Below are 15,230 nucleotides of genomic sequence, written 5' to 3'. Positions count from 1 at the left end.
GTTTAAATCTAAAGTTTATTCACCAGCAAGCGTACATTCAAAGTTTGCTTTGTCGACTGAGCAACGTGCTTTCTTCAATACAGACATCATACCTGCATCATAAACACCTTGCTTAGTTAACTCTAAGCGACCTTCACGCATCAATTTTTGATATTTTAATTTATCTTCAGGCGTTAAATTCAATTTATATTTTGCTGGAATACTTGCTTCTAGACGGTTAATCATCGCAAAGCTTTTCGGTAAGTTCTTCACGAAGTAATCACGAGATTTTTGACCGAAACCAGCAGGGAATTTTTCAGGACGGATGATGAAGTCAGCCGTGATTTGTAATACTGGGAAGTTAAACATTGCACCATTTGTACCTAAACCTTTTTGAATTTCAAGCGGTTTATAGGCATAAGCAGGTGCACCAATCATATCTACCTGACCGTTGTTAAATTTTGCTGCAAAGTTAGTAATATCAGATGGTACTGCTTGCGCACCTACACGTTGAATTAATACTTTCTGTGCATCATCGTAGCTTAAGTAAGCGAATTTTTTACCAGCAGCTTTTTCGATTGAGTTAATATTTTTGTCACGTACAAAAATAAACGCTGAACCTAAAGGAGCAATACCCGCAACTTCGTATTTGTTACTGCCTTTAGTAGAAACCATTTTTGCAGCATTACGTGCATCTAGCGCAAAAGTAATGGCTGTTTTCGCAATCGCATTGCTTGGCACGCCACCGACAGAATCAATTGACCCCACAAATTTGTTATATTGACGCGCGCGCATCGCAGTCATAAATACGCCGTCACACTTTCCTGCTTTAAAATCTTGATCTGCTACGTTTTCATCTTGTTTTGGAATAAGATTAACGTCTGCACCCCAACTTTTAGCGGATAAAGCCCATTCTTGAGCCATTTGGTATGACTCGCCTGACTTACCTAATAAGTCAAATACACAGACATTTACAGCTGCTTGAGAAGCTGAGCTAAATCCAACGATAGAAGTAGCAGCAATAGCGAAAGCAATTTTTTTCATTTTTTCGTCCTTATCTATTTTGTACAATTAGGAACCTTTCCATAAGCGCAATAGTAATCAGCTTTTTTTAAAAAAAATAGAGCATTTACTCCATTTATTTATATTTTTTTGCAATAAATTGTGAATTAGGTGCTTAATTTTATTACTTATACGCTATTTTAATAAGTAAATCATTATTTTATGTGATTAAAATCTCATTTTTTACTATAAGACTTCAAAAATAAAAAAATTATAAGATATTCAAAAAATTAAATTTATTTCTAATTGAACAAAAATATAAATCATCAATATTCCAAATATTGATCTCAATAAGTAATAAATTAAGAATTTTTGCATAAAATTTGTACTTGTTTTTTGTATTTTTATTGATCAAAATGCTGTGGGTAACTCTGTGCTTAATTTTAATTCAGTCGATTTTTTGGCTGTTTTGCAGACTTAATTTAGCATTGTGTAGTTGTAAAAATGAACAGAATAGCGATTTAAATTTTTATAAAAATAGGGATTTATTTCTATCAAAAATATATTTATCCACATATTTTTTTGCGATCTTTTAAGTTTTTTGAATTTAAAAATCAACACGATAAGTTTATAATTTAATTCATTAAGTTATTCTAATATGTTCCACGCAAGATATTTTGAGTTATAAATAAAAGTTATGTATTTTGTTATAGGTTTTTGGCTGTATTTTTTGAATAAAAATTTGGTTATTAGAAAATGCTTTAATCAGTAAAGTTTTGAATTAAAGATGAAATTGATGAGGAATATTTTTGATTAAACAAAGGTTTATATTTATTAATAAAATATTTAGTGATTTCTAGAGATGATTTTTGCTACTTCTAGCAAGATGTATTCAATGAGATTCTGATTTCAGTGGTTTGTTGTTTAAATATTTTGTTTTCTTAATTTTTATGCATAAAAAAGCCAGAAATCATGTACTTTGATTTCTGGCTAGTGTATTTGCTAAAGTTTAGGTTTAGTCAAATGAACTTTCTAACTCTTCCAACTCCATCATGAGTTCGAGCATTTGTTCTTCAGCTTGTTCTAATTTGGATTTAAGTTCATTTTGCTCATTCATCAGTTTGAGTAAGTCATCTTTACGATTGGCTTCATAAAGTGCTGAATCTGCAAGTAATTCTTCAATTTCTGTCAATCTCGGCTGAATTTTTCCAATTTGTGTCTCAATTTTTTCGATATTTTTACGAATAGGGCGACTGAGTTCACGTTGACGTGCGGCTTCTTTACGTTGCGCTTCTTTATCGACTTTTGAAACAACTGTTTTTTCAACAACTTGTGACTGAATCGGAGCGCTCGGTTGCTGCCCATTTTTGATCATATCAATGCGTGCTTGGCGTAACCATGCTGCATAATCTTGTAGATCGCCATCAAATTCTTTGCTTTGACCATTGTGAACCAATATTAATTCATCACAAACAGATGCAATCAATTGACGTTCATGCGAAACCAGTACCACAGCACCTTCAAAGTCTTGCAATGCCATGGTTAATGCATGACGCATATCTAAATCTAAATGGTTCGTCGGCTCATCGAGAATCAGAACATTTGGGCGTAACCAGACAATTAATGCCAAAGCCAATCGTGCACGTTCACCACCTGAGAAGCTTTCACTTGGGGTGTCCATACGTTCACCGCTAAAGCCAAAACTTCCTAAGAACGAGCGTAAAGTTGCTTCACTAATTTTTGGATCAGCAATACGTGAGAGTTGTAGCATTGGACTGGCATTGCCATCTAAAGCATCCATTTGATGCTGTGCAAAATAACCGATATTAAGCAGTTCTGAATCTTTACGTGTACCTTTAAGTAAGGCTAAATCACCTACCAAAGATTTAATTAATGTTGATTTACCTGCACCATTCATTCCCAATAAACCAATTCGGCTGCTTGGAGTAATTTGTAAATTCACATTGGTGACAATCAATTTATCGCCATAACCAATATCCGCATGTTCCAAGGTTAATAAAGGAGAACTCATTTTACTTGGTTCACGGAAACTGAAAGTAAAAGGGTTGTCCACATGCGCGGGTGCAAGCTCTTGCATGCGTTCAAGTTGCTTGATTCGACTCTGTGCTTGGCGTGCTTTGGTGGCTTTGGCCTTAAAACGGTCAATAAATTTTTGTAAATGTGCTTTGGCTTCTTGCTGTTTTTCAAAAGCTTGTTGTTGCTGCGCTAAACGTTCAGCACGTGTTGTTTCAAAAGTTGAATAATTCCCTGTATAAAGCGTCAGTTCTTGATTTTCGATATGCAAAATATGATCAGTAATTGCATCTAAGAAATCACGGTCATGTGAAATTAAAATCAAAGTACCTGCATAAGCTTTTAACCAATCTTCGAGCCATAAAATTGCATCTAAGTCCAAATGGTTAGTTGGTTCATCCAGTAATAATAAATCTGAACGACTCATCAGGGTGCGCGCTAAATTTAAACGCATTCTCCAACCACCAGAGAAACTGGAAACCAAAAGTTCTGACTGATGCTCAAAAAAACCTAAACCAGCCATCAATTGTGATGCTTTTGAGGCTGCGGTATAACCATGAATTTCTTCAAAACGGCTATATAGATGTGCTAATTCATCATTGCTGAGTTCATCAGAGTGTTCGAGTTTGTGTTGAATATCCCAAAACTCTTCATCACCAGAGAGCACAAAATCAATCGCTTTCATATCTAAGGCTTTGATTTCTTGTGCCATGTGGGCAACTGTCCATACATTAGGACGTGTCAAACTACCGCTGTCTGACTCCATACCACCTAAAAGTGCTGAAAATAGGGTAGATTTACCCGCGCCATTGACTCCAGTAAGACCGATTTTCCAACCTGGATGAAGCTGCATAGACGCTTTTTGAAATAAAATACGTCCGCCACGGCGAATTGAAAGTTGGTCTAACTGAATCATAAGAAATAAGCTATTCGTTATCGGATGCCGTATTCTAAATGATAAATAGAAGAGTTCAAAAAATATAAGAAAAAAGAATTTGGGGGATAGATTGTTGGAGTTTTATTGAATCGTATTCCTGCAGATTTTCATGCTTAATTAATTTTAAGTTTCTCAAAATAAATCCAAAATAAAGATGTATGGTGTGTATTAATTGTTATTATTGTGATATTAATCACAGTGTAAGGAGTGTTTTGAGATCATGGATAATGAATATATGCTTTTTAAAAATTGCTCTTAGCCTACTTTTTTTGGGGATGGTATCTAATTCAGCTATTGCTGGACAAACAATTTGTGTGTTTGATGTTCAGGGTCGTTCGGGTGATATTTTTAAAACAATTGAAGAATGGGCTTTAGAAGCAAAAAAATCACAAGCAGATATTAAATTAATTGCTTATCAAAAAGAAGAAGAGGCTGACGCAGATTTTAAAGCAGGAAAATGTGATGGTGCATTTTTAACTTCATTGCGTGCACGTTATTACAATAAATTTGGAGGTTCAATTGATGCATTAGGAGCAGTTCCTAATAATGTGATTGCAGAAAAAGCAATCAAATATGCATTAGATCAACGAAATGCTAAAAGAATGATTTCTCGAATAAGTAATGAGAAATTTGAAGTCGCTGGAATTACTCAAATTGGTACAGCTTATTTATTTGTTAAATATAATGTGCTTAAAAATCCAGAAAATCCAATCAAGGATTTAGTAGGGCAAAAATTTTCTTTCCTCGGTTATGACTTTGCGCAAAGTTATATGCTGAAAAAAGTAGATGCAATTCCCATCCCTTCAGAAATCTCAAATTTAGTTAAAAAATTTAACAGTGGGCAAGTTGATATGACTGCAGCACCTGCTTATTTATATAAACCTTTTGAAATGCATAAGGGCTTAGGTGCAAATGGTGCTGTGGTAACGTTCCCTGTCATGAACATTACGATGTTAATGGTGGTGAGACCTGATAAGTTCCCTGAAAATTTTGGCTATAAATCTAGAGAAATTTTTGTCAAAAACTTACCTAGGACATTTTATGTAGTGAAAAGAACAGAGCTCAATATACCTGCAAAGTATAAATTAGCATTAACAAAAGAACAAAGTGTTAAATATCAGATGGTAATTCGTGATGCACGTATCGAGTTAACCAAACAAGGTGTTTATGACTCAACAATGATGTCTATGCTAAAAAAAGCTCGTTGTACGATTGATAGAACGAATTTTGAATGTTCATTGGCTGGAGAGTAAGCCCAATAGAATAAATTAAACAAAATAAGGAAATAAAATGAATAAAAAATATCTACTACCGATTATTTTACTCACCAGTAGCTCTTCATTTACACATGCTGCGAAACAGAATGTGTGCATTTTTGATTTATTGGGTAAAGCGGGCGAGTCATATAAATTGATGGAAGAATGGGCATTAGTCTCAAAAACATGGGGTGCTGATATTAGTTTAGTGGCGTACCAGTCTGAAGAGCAAGTTGCTAAAGATTTTAAAACCAATAAGTGTGATGCTGCCGCGATGACCTCTATGCGCGCGCGTGAATATAATAAGTTTGGTGGTTCAATTGATGCTTTAGGCGGTGTGCCAAGTAATGATATTGCGAAAAAGGCAATTACTTACGCGTTAGATAAACGAAATGCAAAAAGATTGATTTCTGAAAAGAATGGTGTGGAATATGAGTTAGCTGCGATTTCACCGATTGGCATCGCCTATATGTTTGTACGTGATAAATCTATAAATACCCTTGAAAAGGGCAAAGGGAAAAAATTTGCCTATTTACACTATGACATTGCGCAGAAAATTGCTGTGGAGCGAGTCGGTGCGGTGGGTGTTCCATCAGATATTTTTAACTTTGTTAAAAAGTTTAATGATGGTGAGGCAGATGCGATCGCTTCCCCTGCCTATGCTTATAAACCGCTTGAAATTTATAAAGGGATAAGTGCAAATGGTGCAATGTTTACTTATCCTGTGGTCAATGTAACTGCAGACTTGATTATTAAAAAAGATAAATTCCCACTAGATTTCGGTATGCAATCTAGAGCTTGGTCATTGAAGCAATTACCTCGTTCATATAGAAATATTGAGCGTATGGAAGCTGAAATACCTGCGAAATATAAGATAGATGTTTCTAAAGAAGATGCGCTTCGTTACCAAAAATTGTTGCGTGATGGTCGGATCGAATTAACTAAAAGGGGAGTATACGACCCTGTGATGATGTCTGTACTTAAAAGAGCACGTTGTACCGTTGATCGAACCAACTTTGAATGCTCTCTTCCTGGCGAATAATTTTAGGTCATCCAAAATAACAAAGCCATCATTTAGATGGCTTTGAAATATTCAAAAATCACAAAAAATTATTAGTCGGTAAATGTGACTTTGGCTATGGCTTTTTTGCTTGCTTGGATAATTAAGGTCACGTTCTCTTTCACCATATAACTTGCATCAACGGTTTCCCAATCGACTTTAACGGCTCCACGTGAAACAGCATCTTTCGATTGTGCTGAGTTTTTGGTTAGACCAGCTGCACGAAGAATTGAAATAATAGACACTTCACCGCCAAATTCGCTACGTGAAATGGTGATTTCAGGTGTACCTTCTGGTAGCTCACCTTCCGTAATTAAATTACCTGCACCTTTGTGTGCATGTTCTGCAGCTTCAGCACCGTGGAAACGTTCAACCAATTCCAATGCAAGAATTTTCTTGATATCTTGAGGGTTACGACCTTCAGCCATTTCTTTCAATAGAACTTCAATTTCGTCCATTGATTTAAAGCTGAGTAATTCAAAATAACGTTCAATCAAGCTGTCAGGCATAGACAATACTTTTTGATACATTGCGCCAGGTGCATCAAATACACCGATATAGTTGCCTAAAGATTTAGACATCTTATTAACGCCATCTAAGCCTTCAAGAATTGGTACAGTGATACACACTTGCGCTTCTTGGTCAAAACGACCTTGAAGCGTACGACCCATGAGCAAGTTAAAAGTTTGGTCTGTACCACCAAGTTCTACGTCTGCTTCTAGTGCGATTGAGTCATAACCTTGAACCAATGGATACAAGAACTCATGAATCGCAATCGGTTGATGGTTGTTATAACGTTTTGTGAAGTCATCACGTTCTAACATACGCGCAACAGTTTGCTGTGAAGCCAATTGAATCAAATCAGCCGCAGTTTTTGTTGCAAACCATTCTGAGTTAAAGCGAACTTTAGTTTTATTCGGATCAAGAATTTTAAAGACTTGTTCTTGATAGGTTTTTGCATTTTCTAAAACTTGCTCACGTGATAATGGTGGGCGCGTTGCACTTTTACCTGTTGGATCACCGATCATGGCAGTGTAGTCACCAATCAAGAAGGTCACGTTATGACCCAAATCTTGAAAGGTTTTTAATTTATTGATCAGTACAGTATGACCTAAGTGTAAGTCAGGTGCTGTTGGGTCAAAGCCCGCTTTAATATTTAAAGGGCGATTTTCTTTGAGTTTTTTTAATAAATCCTCTTCAGAAATAATCTCGTGTGTGCCTCGTTGGATGAGGGCAAGTTGTTCTTCCGCTGGTAGGAAATTAGACATCACAAAATCCAATACATCAGTTATCTCATTTGTGCGATATACTAACATTTTTTCAGCATAATGCAGGCGAAGAATATCTCATGACAACAATCTATATTGGCGTAATGACTGGAACCAGCATGGACGGCGTCGATTTTGTTGCTGCTTCATTTGATCCTTTACATATTCATGCAACTTTAACAGTGCCTTTTGACCCTGATTTAAGGGATGAATTAATGGCTTTAACTCTTCCAGATGACAATGAAATTGATCGGATGGGCAAAGCAGATGTTGCGCTTGCAAGCATGATTGGAAATGGCGTTAATCAACTGATCAATGAAAATAATTTAGATCGAAGTCAAATCAAAGCGATAGGTTCACATGGTCAAACCATTCGTCACCGTCCTGAACATGGGTTTACGCTACAAATTGGTGATCCAAATATTATTACTGAAATTACCCAAATTCCTGTAATTTCAGATTTCCGTCGCCGTGATATGGCGGCAGGAGGGCAAGGTGCACCATTGGTTCCTGCATTCCATCAAGCACTATTCCAACATCCAACCATTCACCGAGTGATTCTGAATTTGGGTGGGATTGCTAATGTCAGTATGTTACCTGCAGGCGATGATCAAGGTGTTTATGGTTTTGATACAGGACCAGCCAATATACTGATGGATGCTTGGTGTCATCGCTATACAGGACAGCCTTATGATGAAAATGGCAACTGGGCAGCCTATGGTCAACCGATTCGATCTTTATTAGATCGTTTGCAAGCACATGAATATTTTTCCAAAGAACCACCGAAAAGTACGGGGCGGGAAGACTTTAATTTAGAATGGTTGGATGAGCAAATTTCAGATTGGCGCAATGATCTGGAATACGATGAGCTTGAAGATACACCTGAAAATGTTCAAGCGACACTGATGAAACTGACCACTCGTGCTATTAAAAAAGCCATTTACCGCTCGCCTTTAGATACCGGTGAAGTCTATGTCTGTGGTGGAGGTGCATATAACTCACATTTGCTTGAACAATTGCGTTGGCGTTTGCGTAAACATAATTGGTCTGTACAAACGACTTCCGCACTGGGCTTAGCACCGACTTGGGTTGAGGCAACAGCTTTTGCTTGGTTAGCCATGCGTTTTGATTTACAGCAAAGTGGTAACTTACCTGCGGTGACAGGTGCAAAAGGCTATCGTGTTTTAGGGACAATCACCGCTGTATAAGTTGTAAAATTATGGGTATCAAACAGGTAGATTGTCAGACAATGATCGACCTGTTTAACCCTAGATTTGTCCTTTCGAGCTGTTAACAAAACTAAGATTCAACTGCAATATCAATAAAAATGAGAATAGGAAATAGTAGAAATCACCATGACTATAGCGATAAAAACACAACGACTAGAATCTTATCAACGAGAAGGATTAAGCTTTGATGTCATTGATTCTGGACCATTAGACGGGCAAGTTTTTGTTCTTTTACATGGTTTTCCTGAAACCAATAAAAGTTGGCAAGAAACTTCAGAAATTTTGAATACACAAGGTTATCGAACTTTTGCAGTCAATCAACGGGGGTATAGTCTAGGTGCGCAACCAACTAGCCGTCGTGACTATCGTGGCTCTGCTTTGCTTGAAGATGTAAATGCTTTACTCGACATTATTCAACAACCTGTTTATTTGGTGGGGCATGATTGGGGTGCGGTTGTGGCTTGGGATGTGGCACAGCGTTATCCTGAGAAAATAAAGCATTTAATTACCATTTCAGTACCACATAAAGCCGCGTTCATGAAAGCGATGCTGACCAGTAATCAATTGTTTAAATCTTATTATATGGGCTTATTTCAGTTGCCTAAAATTCCTGAACTACTGTTTGAAAAAGTACCTCAGATTGGTTTGGCTTTATTGAAAGATTCAGGCATGACAGAACAACAGCTCAAGGACTTTCAACAAGAAATTGTCAATGAAAAGCGTTTAAGTACAGCTTTAAACTGGTATCGAGGTTTACCATTTAGTTCCAATAAAAACTTATTGAAACCGATCACAGTCCCGACTTTATTTATTTGGGGAAAATACGATTCAGCGATTGGTCCTAAAGGTGTGGAATACAATAAAAATTATGTTCATGCGCCGTATAAAGAAGTGATTATGGATGCAACCCATTGGATTCCTGTACAAAATGCCAAAGAGCTTAGTCAATATATTTTAGATGCAGTTGCGTAGAAGATTGATACGTTAGATATAAAAATGCCCTCAAATTTGAGGGCATTTTTATAAATTCTTTAGATCAGATCGAGAATGAAGAACCACAACCACAAGTTGTTGTCGCATTTGGGTTTTCAACAATAAAACGTGAACCTTCAAGACCTTCAATATAGTCGACTTTTGAACCGACTAAATATTGATAGCTCAATGAATCAACCAACATTTTGACATCGCCATTCACAAACTCGGCATCGTCTTCATTGGCATTTTCAGCAAAGTTAAAACCATAAGAAAAACCTGAACAGCCACCACCTGTTACATAAACACGTAACATCAGTTCTTGATTACCTTCACTGTCACGCAGTTGGCGAACTTTATTTGCAGCATTATCAGTCATCTCAAGTGCTTGGGCGGTCATGATATTGTTCCTCAGATTCAAATGGCTTAAACGAAAAGACCATATATTCAGTATAACATACTCAATATATGGTCAGTGAGTGAACTTTAAAGTAAATTCAGACTAAATTTATCGGATTTAAGTAAAATTTAGTAGATGAACTTATTTATAGTTTTCATCCTGTAGTGCACATTCAAAGTTTGTTGGGCTATTCTTACAACGGAATTGCCAAAGAATCTTCATCATTTGCTTGTTATAAACGCCTTGTTTGGTCAGATTAATACGTGATTCACGCATTAGCTTTTGATAACCTGGTTTATCTCCTTCAGGTACTTGCATCCAGTATTTTGAAGGAATATCTGCTTTCATTTTCCCAATAATACCATTGGCACGTGGTAATTGAGATTTCACCCAATCACGCGATTTTTGACCATAGCCTGCAGGGAATTTATCTGGACGAATGATGATATTTCCAGTCACTTGTAACAGTGGGTAATTCACAATTGCACCTTTAGTACCTAAGCCTTTATGTAACTCTAAAGGTTTAAATACAGCAACAGGTGCACCAATAATATCGACCTGTCCATTATTAAATTTTGCACCAAAATTGGTTACATCAGCACTGACAGCTTGTGCACCAATCTGCTGTACCATGATTTTCTGTGCTTGGTCGTAATCAAGGACAGCAATTTTTTTACCTGCTGCTTTTGCCACAGTATTGATATTGCGATCATTGACCAATAGATATGCATCACCTACTGGAATGACACCAACGACTTCATATTGTCCACTGGTCATATATTTAGCAAAGTTTGGGTTAGCTAAACCTTGCATAACTTTCACAGCGAGATTGAGATCAGGGATTGCACCAATTGCATCGAGTGAGCCTGTAAAGTTATTAAATTGGCGTCCACGCATACCTGTGATACTTACGGCATCACATTTACCTGCTTTAAAATCTTCAGCAATTACAGCTTCATTTGAATTCACTTTTAATTCAAGATCTGCACCCCAGTTTTTAGCAGCAAGCTGATAGTCTTTCATTAGGGTAAATACATCACCATTTTTACCAACTAAATCAAAGACACACATGACTTGTTTTGCTTGAGTTGCAGAGGTAGTAGCCATTAAACCAGCTGTGACGAGAAGGGCTTTAGACCATTTCATTATTTTTTTCCTTTCCATGATCAATATTATTGATGTTCAAACGATCCAGTTTAAAACATATGTATCGGTGAACTTTTTACATCAAAATAAATTTAGCAAGAAATTCTATATGTCGAAATAGAACTTTATTCAATTTAAAACAATAAATTCTGAATTTATTGCTCAAGCCATTTGATGAGTTGATGTTGAGAAAATGATTACTTGAATTAGAGAAAATCGCAATGACTTAAATGACAAAAATAAGTAGAAAACATTCTGAAATGTGAACCAGTTAATAGCTTTGTAAATTCATCATTTTTTGTTTTTTATTGCTTTAATTATTTGCTAAAGCGACAGAGCGGATCAGAGTTTTGCTCAGATCCGCTGATGTTAATTTTTACCTTGTTCTTTGTTTTGATCCGCTTTTCTACGATCATCACGCTTTTTATCACGTTGCTGTTGTTGATTTTGCTGTTGGCGTTGTTGCCATTGTTGACGATCTGGGCGATAGCCCCATTGGCGATCTTTCATTGACGAATGATTCCAACGCTGTTCAGGCTTGGTTTTATTGTCCCAATCATTTTTGCGTTGTGCTTGTTGCCATTTTTTACGCTGATCTTGTTCCCATTGCTGTTTTTTCAATTGATCACGTTTGGCTTTTTCATATTGCCAACGATGATTTTTCAACTGATTTTCACGCCGCTGTTGTTCTATCCGCTGTTGCTGAATACGGTAGGCACGTTCACGCTCCCAGCGTTGACGGTCTTTATAAGGGTCATATCGAGCATCATAAGCTCGATCATAGTCATAATCGCGATAAACAGGATGTCCATAACTTCCATACCCACGAGAATCATAACCATCGTCAGGGAATGCTACACAACCAACAGCAAGTAGCGATGTTATTAATGAAACAAATAATGCTTTAATTGCCATGAGTTGCCTCCTTAATATTTATCAAAAAATAGCAAAAAAAAATTGAGATAAAGCAAAATAGTCAATGACAATGTATTTGACTCAGATTAGCGTATTTAAAATTTATATTTGTATATCGATTGCTAGACTTGTATAAGAATATAGTCAGTCAATTCCTGATCATGTAGAAAATATGAAGAATTTGGACATTTAAGGAAGAACTCAATGGTTGCATTTCAACGTAATATTCAAGACATCGTCGAAAAAGGGCAGGGTGCTGCAGGCAGAACATTAGACCGTTTACCTACGTTTGCTCAAGAATCTTTAGCTAAACTATTGGGTTATCCTTATGAGTTCCCGCAATTAGATAGTTTTACGAAATGTTTGATGGCAGCACAATTGAAACAAGGCAAAGTGGGTTTCATTAATGAAAATGTCGAACGTTCACGAAAGCAATTTGAATCGCAGATGCAGTCGATTACCAATAAACCAACTCATGTTCAGTTTGTTGAAGATATTCGTTTACCGCTACAAAGTGGCAGTATCTATGCAAGACATTATCATCCTGCACCCAACAAAAAATTACCAATGATTGTGTTTTATCATGGTGGTGGTTTTGTTGTAGGAAGTGTGGATACCCATGATGAAGTTTGCCGGTTGATTGCGACACATGCCAAAGCGCAAGTCCTCAGTATAGAATACCCTCTTGCACCTGAAGTTGGACCTCGTGAGTTGATTCAATCGTGTGAAGATGCCTTAGCTTGGGTATATCAAAATCGCCGTCAGTTTAAAATTCTAAAAAATAAAATTGCGATTGCAGGAGATAGTGCAGGTGGAAATATTTGCGCAGTCCTCTCTCAAAGAACAGTCAATGAAGCTTACGCTCCTCAGGCACAGTTTTTAATTTACCCAGCGGTTGATTTTAAGAGCCGTCATCCATCATTTTTTGCTTATAAAGATGGATTAGTTTTGACTGGATCTGACATTGATTACGTGACTGACTATTACGCGACGCGATTCAATATTGCATTAGACGATACGATTATTTCGCCAACTTACGGTAATTTGAAAAAATTAGCCCCTGCATTTGTAGTAACTGCAGGACATGATGTACTTCATGACGAAGGTAAAATCTATGCTTATAAATTACGTCAGCATGGTGTGAAAATTCATTATCAAGACTATGAAGACCAAACACATGGCTTTATCAACCTCACACCAATTTCACGTAAAGCGAAAAAGAATGTCATCGAAATGAGCAAAGAGTTCCGTAAGTTTTGGGATAAACAATAATTCCTTGATAAAAGCAGCTTAAAAGATCAAAACACAAATGATCGATTGTTTTATTTAGAACAATCGATCATTTACGTTAAAAGAGTATTTAAATTATGTATTTACTAATTTAGTTTTGACCGACTCAGGGAAAATAAGTTTAAAGTCAGTGGAATAAAAACCTTTAAGAAAAGTCGCTTTAGAAAAGTCTGGAAAAATACTTTGTGTATTATTCCAAGTCGCATTAGAAATATAAGCAATTTTACTTTTAAACTTAGGCGAGAATTGATACAGAAACAGATGATCTTTTTGTTGAATGTTTAATAAACGAGAGGGTATAAGTTTTGAAGATATTGCATGTGATGATTTTAATTGCGTTAAATTGATGGTTAATGAGAGTGTTTCACTTCCAACTTGAATATCACAATGTAATTGTTGCTTAGAATGTTTCCAATTAAAACTCGCCAACTCTTTCGGAATACCCCAATGATAGCGCCCTTCATTTACAGATGCTTGGCTAGAAACATATATTTTGGGGATGTTAGAACTTATTTTAAAATTTTGAGTAGTATGATCTAAAACTAATAACTCATCATAAGGACCGACAGGCGAAGAATAATAGCGTACAAGGATAACCTGAACGATTCGCCCAAATTTAGCTTCTACTAAGCCGAAGTTTTGAAAGCGCCGTGTAAATGCTGGGCTTAACCAATAATTTAAAATATAGCCTTCGCCAGAAAGTTCCCAAGGTAAAGCAGTATGTGAAATGGATTCTTCTATTTTCATTTTATTCGCAACATTCAAGATACAGAGTAATGGCAAACGTAATATTGATTAAGCTTGTATAGTCACATAGATTAGCCTACTCAAGTTTAATTCCTTCAGTGATTCATTTACTGAAGTCATTGATATAAGCAACAATTAGTTTAAAACGGCTCAGGACGAAAGAGAATGATCAAAAAGATAGGTTTAAGTTTAGGATTGGTATTTATAGTTAATTCAGCATTTGCAAATACAAATATGCAAATCAAAACCAATTTAGGCAATATCAATATTGAACTATATGATGAACAAGCACCGACCTCAGTTAAAAACTTTAAGAGTTATGTAAATAGCCAATTCTATAATGGAACGATCTTCCATCGCGTAATTCCTGGCTTCATGATCCAAGGTGGCGGTTTTGATAGCAATATGAAAGAAAAAGCAACCCAAGCACCAATCCAAAATGAAGCAAATAATGGTTTGAAGAATACACGTGGCACATTAGCAATGGCGAGAACCAATAATCCGAACTCTGCAACTAGTCAGTTCTTTATTAATGTTGCCAATAATGACTTTTTAAATAAATCGGTAGGAAATCCAGGCTACGCTGTGTTTGGTAAAGTTACACAAGGTTTAGATGTTGTCGATAAAATTGTAAATACTCCGACAGGAACCGTTGGTATGTACCAAGATGTACCTAAACAAGCTGTAAAAATCATCAGTATTCAAACGACCGACAATAAATCAAAAAAATAATGAAAATATAAAGCAGAAATATTTTTTAAATATTTCTGCTTTATAATTAAAAACTTATGCGTCAAAAAGTGTGTTTTTGAACCAAAATGGTGCACAAAAATACAACACTCAATAAAACAATCAGTTAAAAGCACTTGCGAGTGTAAGAAATTGCCCTATAATGAGCTCATCCCGACGCGATACAGCAAACGAACTTAGCTTACAGGGGTAGGTTGTTGAGTGTTTATTGCGTCTTATTTATCACTGACGAGGTGATAAATAAT

Annotated in this window: 13 protein-coding genes; 6 read left to right on the top strand and 7 right to left on the bottom strand. The window is 36.3% G+C overall.

Annotated elements, in window-relative coordinates; translation table 11 throughout:
- Positions 1 to 15: 15 nt before the first annotated feature.
- Together EXE10_RS09355 and EXE10_RS09350 are read right to left on the bottom strand one after the other, a co-directional pair.
- On the bottom strand, positions 16 to 1,023 hold the full coding sequence (locus tag EXE10_RS09355) for a putative solute-binding protein (protein WP_087553628.1): 1,008 nt from the start codon (positions 1,021 to 1,023) through the stop codon (positions 16 to 18).
- Between the two features lie 973 nt (positions 1,024 to 1,996).
- On the bottom strand, positions 1,997 to 3,931 hold the full coding sequence (locus EXE10_RS09350) for an ATP-binding cassette domain-containing protein (RefSeq protein WP_130113176.1): 1,935 nt from the start codon (positions 3,929 to 3,931) through the stop codon (positions 1,997 to 1,999).
- Positions 3,932 to 4,179: 248 nt separating this feature from the next.
- On the opposite strand from EXE10_RS09350, the gene EXE10_RS09345 reads away from it, so the two are divergent.
- The gene (locus EXE10_RS09345; RefSeq protein WP_130113218.1) at positions 4,180 to 5,205 is read left to right on the top strand and encodes a putative solute-binding protein; all 1,026 of its coding nucleotides are present in this window, start codon (positions 4,180 to 4,182) and stop codon (positions 5,203 to 5,205) included.
- 37 nt (positions 5,206 to 5,242) lie between these two features.
- Positions 5,243 to 6,250: a putative solute-binding protein gene (locus EXE10_RS09340; protein ID WP_068974149.1), complete on the top strand. Its 1,008-nt coding sequence runs from the start codon at positions 5,243 to 5,245 to the stop codon at positions 6,248 to 6,250.
- Between the two features lie 71 nt (positions 6,251 to 6,321).
- On the opposite strand, the gene tyrS is transcribed toward EXE10_RS09340, so the two are convergent.
- Positions 6,322 to 7,536 (bottom strand): tyrosine--tRNA ligase, encoded by a 1,215-nt coding sequence (gene tyrS / locus EXE10_RS09335; protein ID WP_130113175.1) that lies wholly within the window; start codon positions 7,534 to 7,536, stop codon positions 6,322 to 6,324.
- 80 nt (positions 7,537 to 7,616) lie between these two features.
- On the opposite strand from tyrS, the gene EXE10_RS09330 reads away from it, so the two are divergent.
- Both EXE10_RS09330 and EXE10_RS09325 read left to right on the top strand, forming a co-directional pair.
- Positions 7,617 to 8,744, top strand: a complete 1,128-nt coding sequence (locus EXE10_RS09330) for an anhydro-N-acetylmuramic acid kinase (RefSeq protein WP_130113174.1) — start codon at positions 7,617 to 7,619, stop codon at positions 8,742 to 8,744.
- Positions 8,745 to 8,891: 147 nt separating this feature from the next.
- Positions 8,892 to 9,737 carry an alpha/beta fold hydrolase gene (locus EXE10_RS09325; RefSeq protein ID WP_130113173.1) on the top strand — a complete coding sequence of 282 codons (846 nt, stop codon included), beginning with the start codon at positions 8,892 to 8,894 and terminating at the stop codon, positions 9,735 to 9,737.
- A 64-nt stretch (positions 9,738 to 9,801) separates the two neighbouring features.
- On the opposite strand, the gene erpA is transcribed toward EXE10_RS09325, so the two are convergent.
- The 3 genes from erpA to EXE10_RS09310 all read right to left on the bottom strand — a co-directional run bounded on the left by erpA (position 9,802) and on the right by EXE10_RS09310 (position 12,198).
- Positions 9,802 to 10,137 (bottom strand): iron-sulfur cluster insertion protein ErpA, encoded by a 336-nt coding sequence (gene erpA / locus EXE10_RS09320; RefSeq protein WP_068974146.1) that lies wholly within the window; start codon positions 10,135 to 10,137, stop codon positions 9,802 to 9,804.
- Positions 10,138 to 10,278: 141 nt separating this feature from the next.
- Entirely contained in the window at positions 10,279 to 11,283 is a 1,005-nt protein-coding gene (locus tag EXE10_RS09315) for a putative solute-binding protein (protein WP_130113172.1), read from the bottom strand.
- Between the two features lie 369 nt (positions 11,284 to 11,652).
- Positions 11,653 to 12,198: a hypothetical protein gene (locus tag EXE10_RS09310; RefSeq protein ID WP_130113171.1), complete on the bottom strand. Its 546-nt coding sequence runs from the start codon at positions 12,196 to 12,198 to the stop codon at positions 11,653 to 11,655.
- A 204-nt stretch (positions 12,199 to 12,402) separates the two neighbouring features.
- Between EXE10_RS09310 and EXE10_RS09305 the strand changes: the two genes are divergently transcribed.
- The gene (locus EXE10_RS09305; RefSeq protein WP_130113170.1) at positions 12,403 to 13,470 is read left to right on the top strand and encodes an alpha/beta hydrolase; all 1,068 of its coding nucleotides are present in this window, start codon (positions 12,403 to 12,405) and stop codon (positions 13,468 to 13,470) included.
- 93 nt (positions 13,471 to 13,563) lie between these two features.
- Here EXE10_RS09305 and EXE10_RS09300 read toward each other — a convergent pair whose 3' ends face one another.
- Positions 13,564 to 14,235 (bottom strand): acetoacetate decarboxylase family protein, encoded by a 672-nt coding sequence (locus EXE10_RS09300; RefSeq protein WP_130113169.1) that lies wholly within the window; start codon positions 14,233 to 14,235, stop codon positions 13,564 to 13,566.
- 165 nt (positions 14,236 to 14,400) lie between these two features.
- Between EXE10_RS09300 and EXE10_RS09295 the strand changes: the two genes are divergently transcribed.
- On the top strand, positions 14,401 to 14,967 hold the full coding sequence (locus EXE10_RS09295; RefSeq protein WP_130113168.1) for a peptidylprolyl isomerase: 567 nt from the start codon (positions 14,401 to 14,403) through the stop codon (positions 14,965 to 14,967).
- The last annotated feature ends 263 nt before the right edge of the window (positions 14,968 to 15,230 follow it).

Source organism: Acinetobacter sp. WCHAc060033 (genome assembly GCF_004209125.1).
In the GTDB taxonomy this organism is placed as follows: domain Bacteria; phylum Pseudomonadota; class Gammaproteobacteria; order Pseudomonadales; family Moraxellaceae; genus Acinetobacter; species Acinetobacter wuhouensis.
This window is presented reverse-complemented; position numbering and strand designations above follow the sequence as displayed.

Coding starts and splice junctions, on each gene's coding strand:
- EXE10_RS09355 (WP_087553628.1), bottom strand. CDS start 1,023: ATGAAAAAAATTGCTTTCGCTATTGCTGCTACTTCTATCGTTGGATTT.
- EXE10_RS09350 (WP_130113176.1), bottom strand. CDS start 3,931: ATGATTCAGTTAGACCAACTTTCAATTCGCCGTGGCGGACGTATTTTA.
- EXE10_RS09345 (WP_130113218.1), top strand. CDS start 4,180: ATGAATATATGCTTTTTAAAAATTGCTCTTAGCCTACTTTTTTTGGGG.
- EXE10_RS09340 (WP_068974149.1), top strand. CDS start 5,243: ATGAATAAAAAATATCTACTACCGATTATTTTACTCACCAGTAGCTCT.
- tyrS (WP_130113175.1), bottom strand. CDS start 7,536: ATGTCTAATTTCCTACCAGCGGAAGAACAACTTGCCCTCATCCAACGA.
- EXE10_RS09330 (WP_130113174.1), top strand. CDS start 7,617: ATGACAACAATCTATATTGGCGTAATGACTGGAACCAGCATGGACGGC.
- EXE10_RS09325 (WP_130113173.1), top strand. CDS start 8,892: ATGACTATAGCGATAAAAACACAACGACTAGAATCTTATCAACGAGAA.
- erpA (WP_068974146.1), bottom strand. CDS start 10,137: ATGACCGCCCAAGCACTTGAGATGACTGATAATGCTGCAAATAAAGTT.
- EXE10_RS09315 (WP_130113172.1), bottom strand. CDS start 11,283: ATGAAATGGTCTAAAGCCCTTCTCGTCACAGCTGGTTTAATGGCTACT.
- EXE10_RS09310 (WP_130113171.1), bottom strand. CDS start 12,198: ATGGCAATTAAAGCATTATTTGTTTCATTAATAACATCGCTACTTGCT.
- EXE10_RS09305 (WP_130113170.1), top strand. CDS start 12,403: ATGGTTGCATTTCAACGTAATATTCAAGACATCGTCGAAAAAGGGCAG.
- EXE10_RS09300 (WP_130113169.1), bottom strand. CDS start 14,235: ATGAAAATAGAAGAATCCATTTCACATACTGCTTTACCTTGGGAACTT.
- EXE10_RS09295 (WP_130113168.1), top strand. CDS start 14,401: ATGATCAAAAAGATAGGTTTAAGTTTAGGATTGGTATTTATAGTTAAT.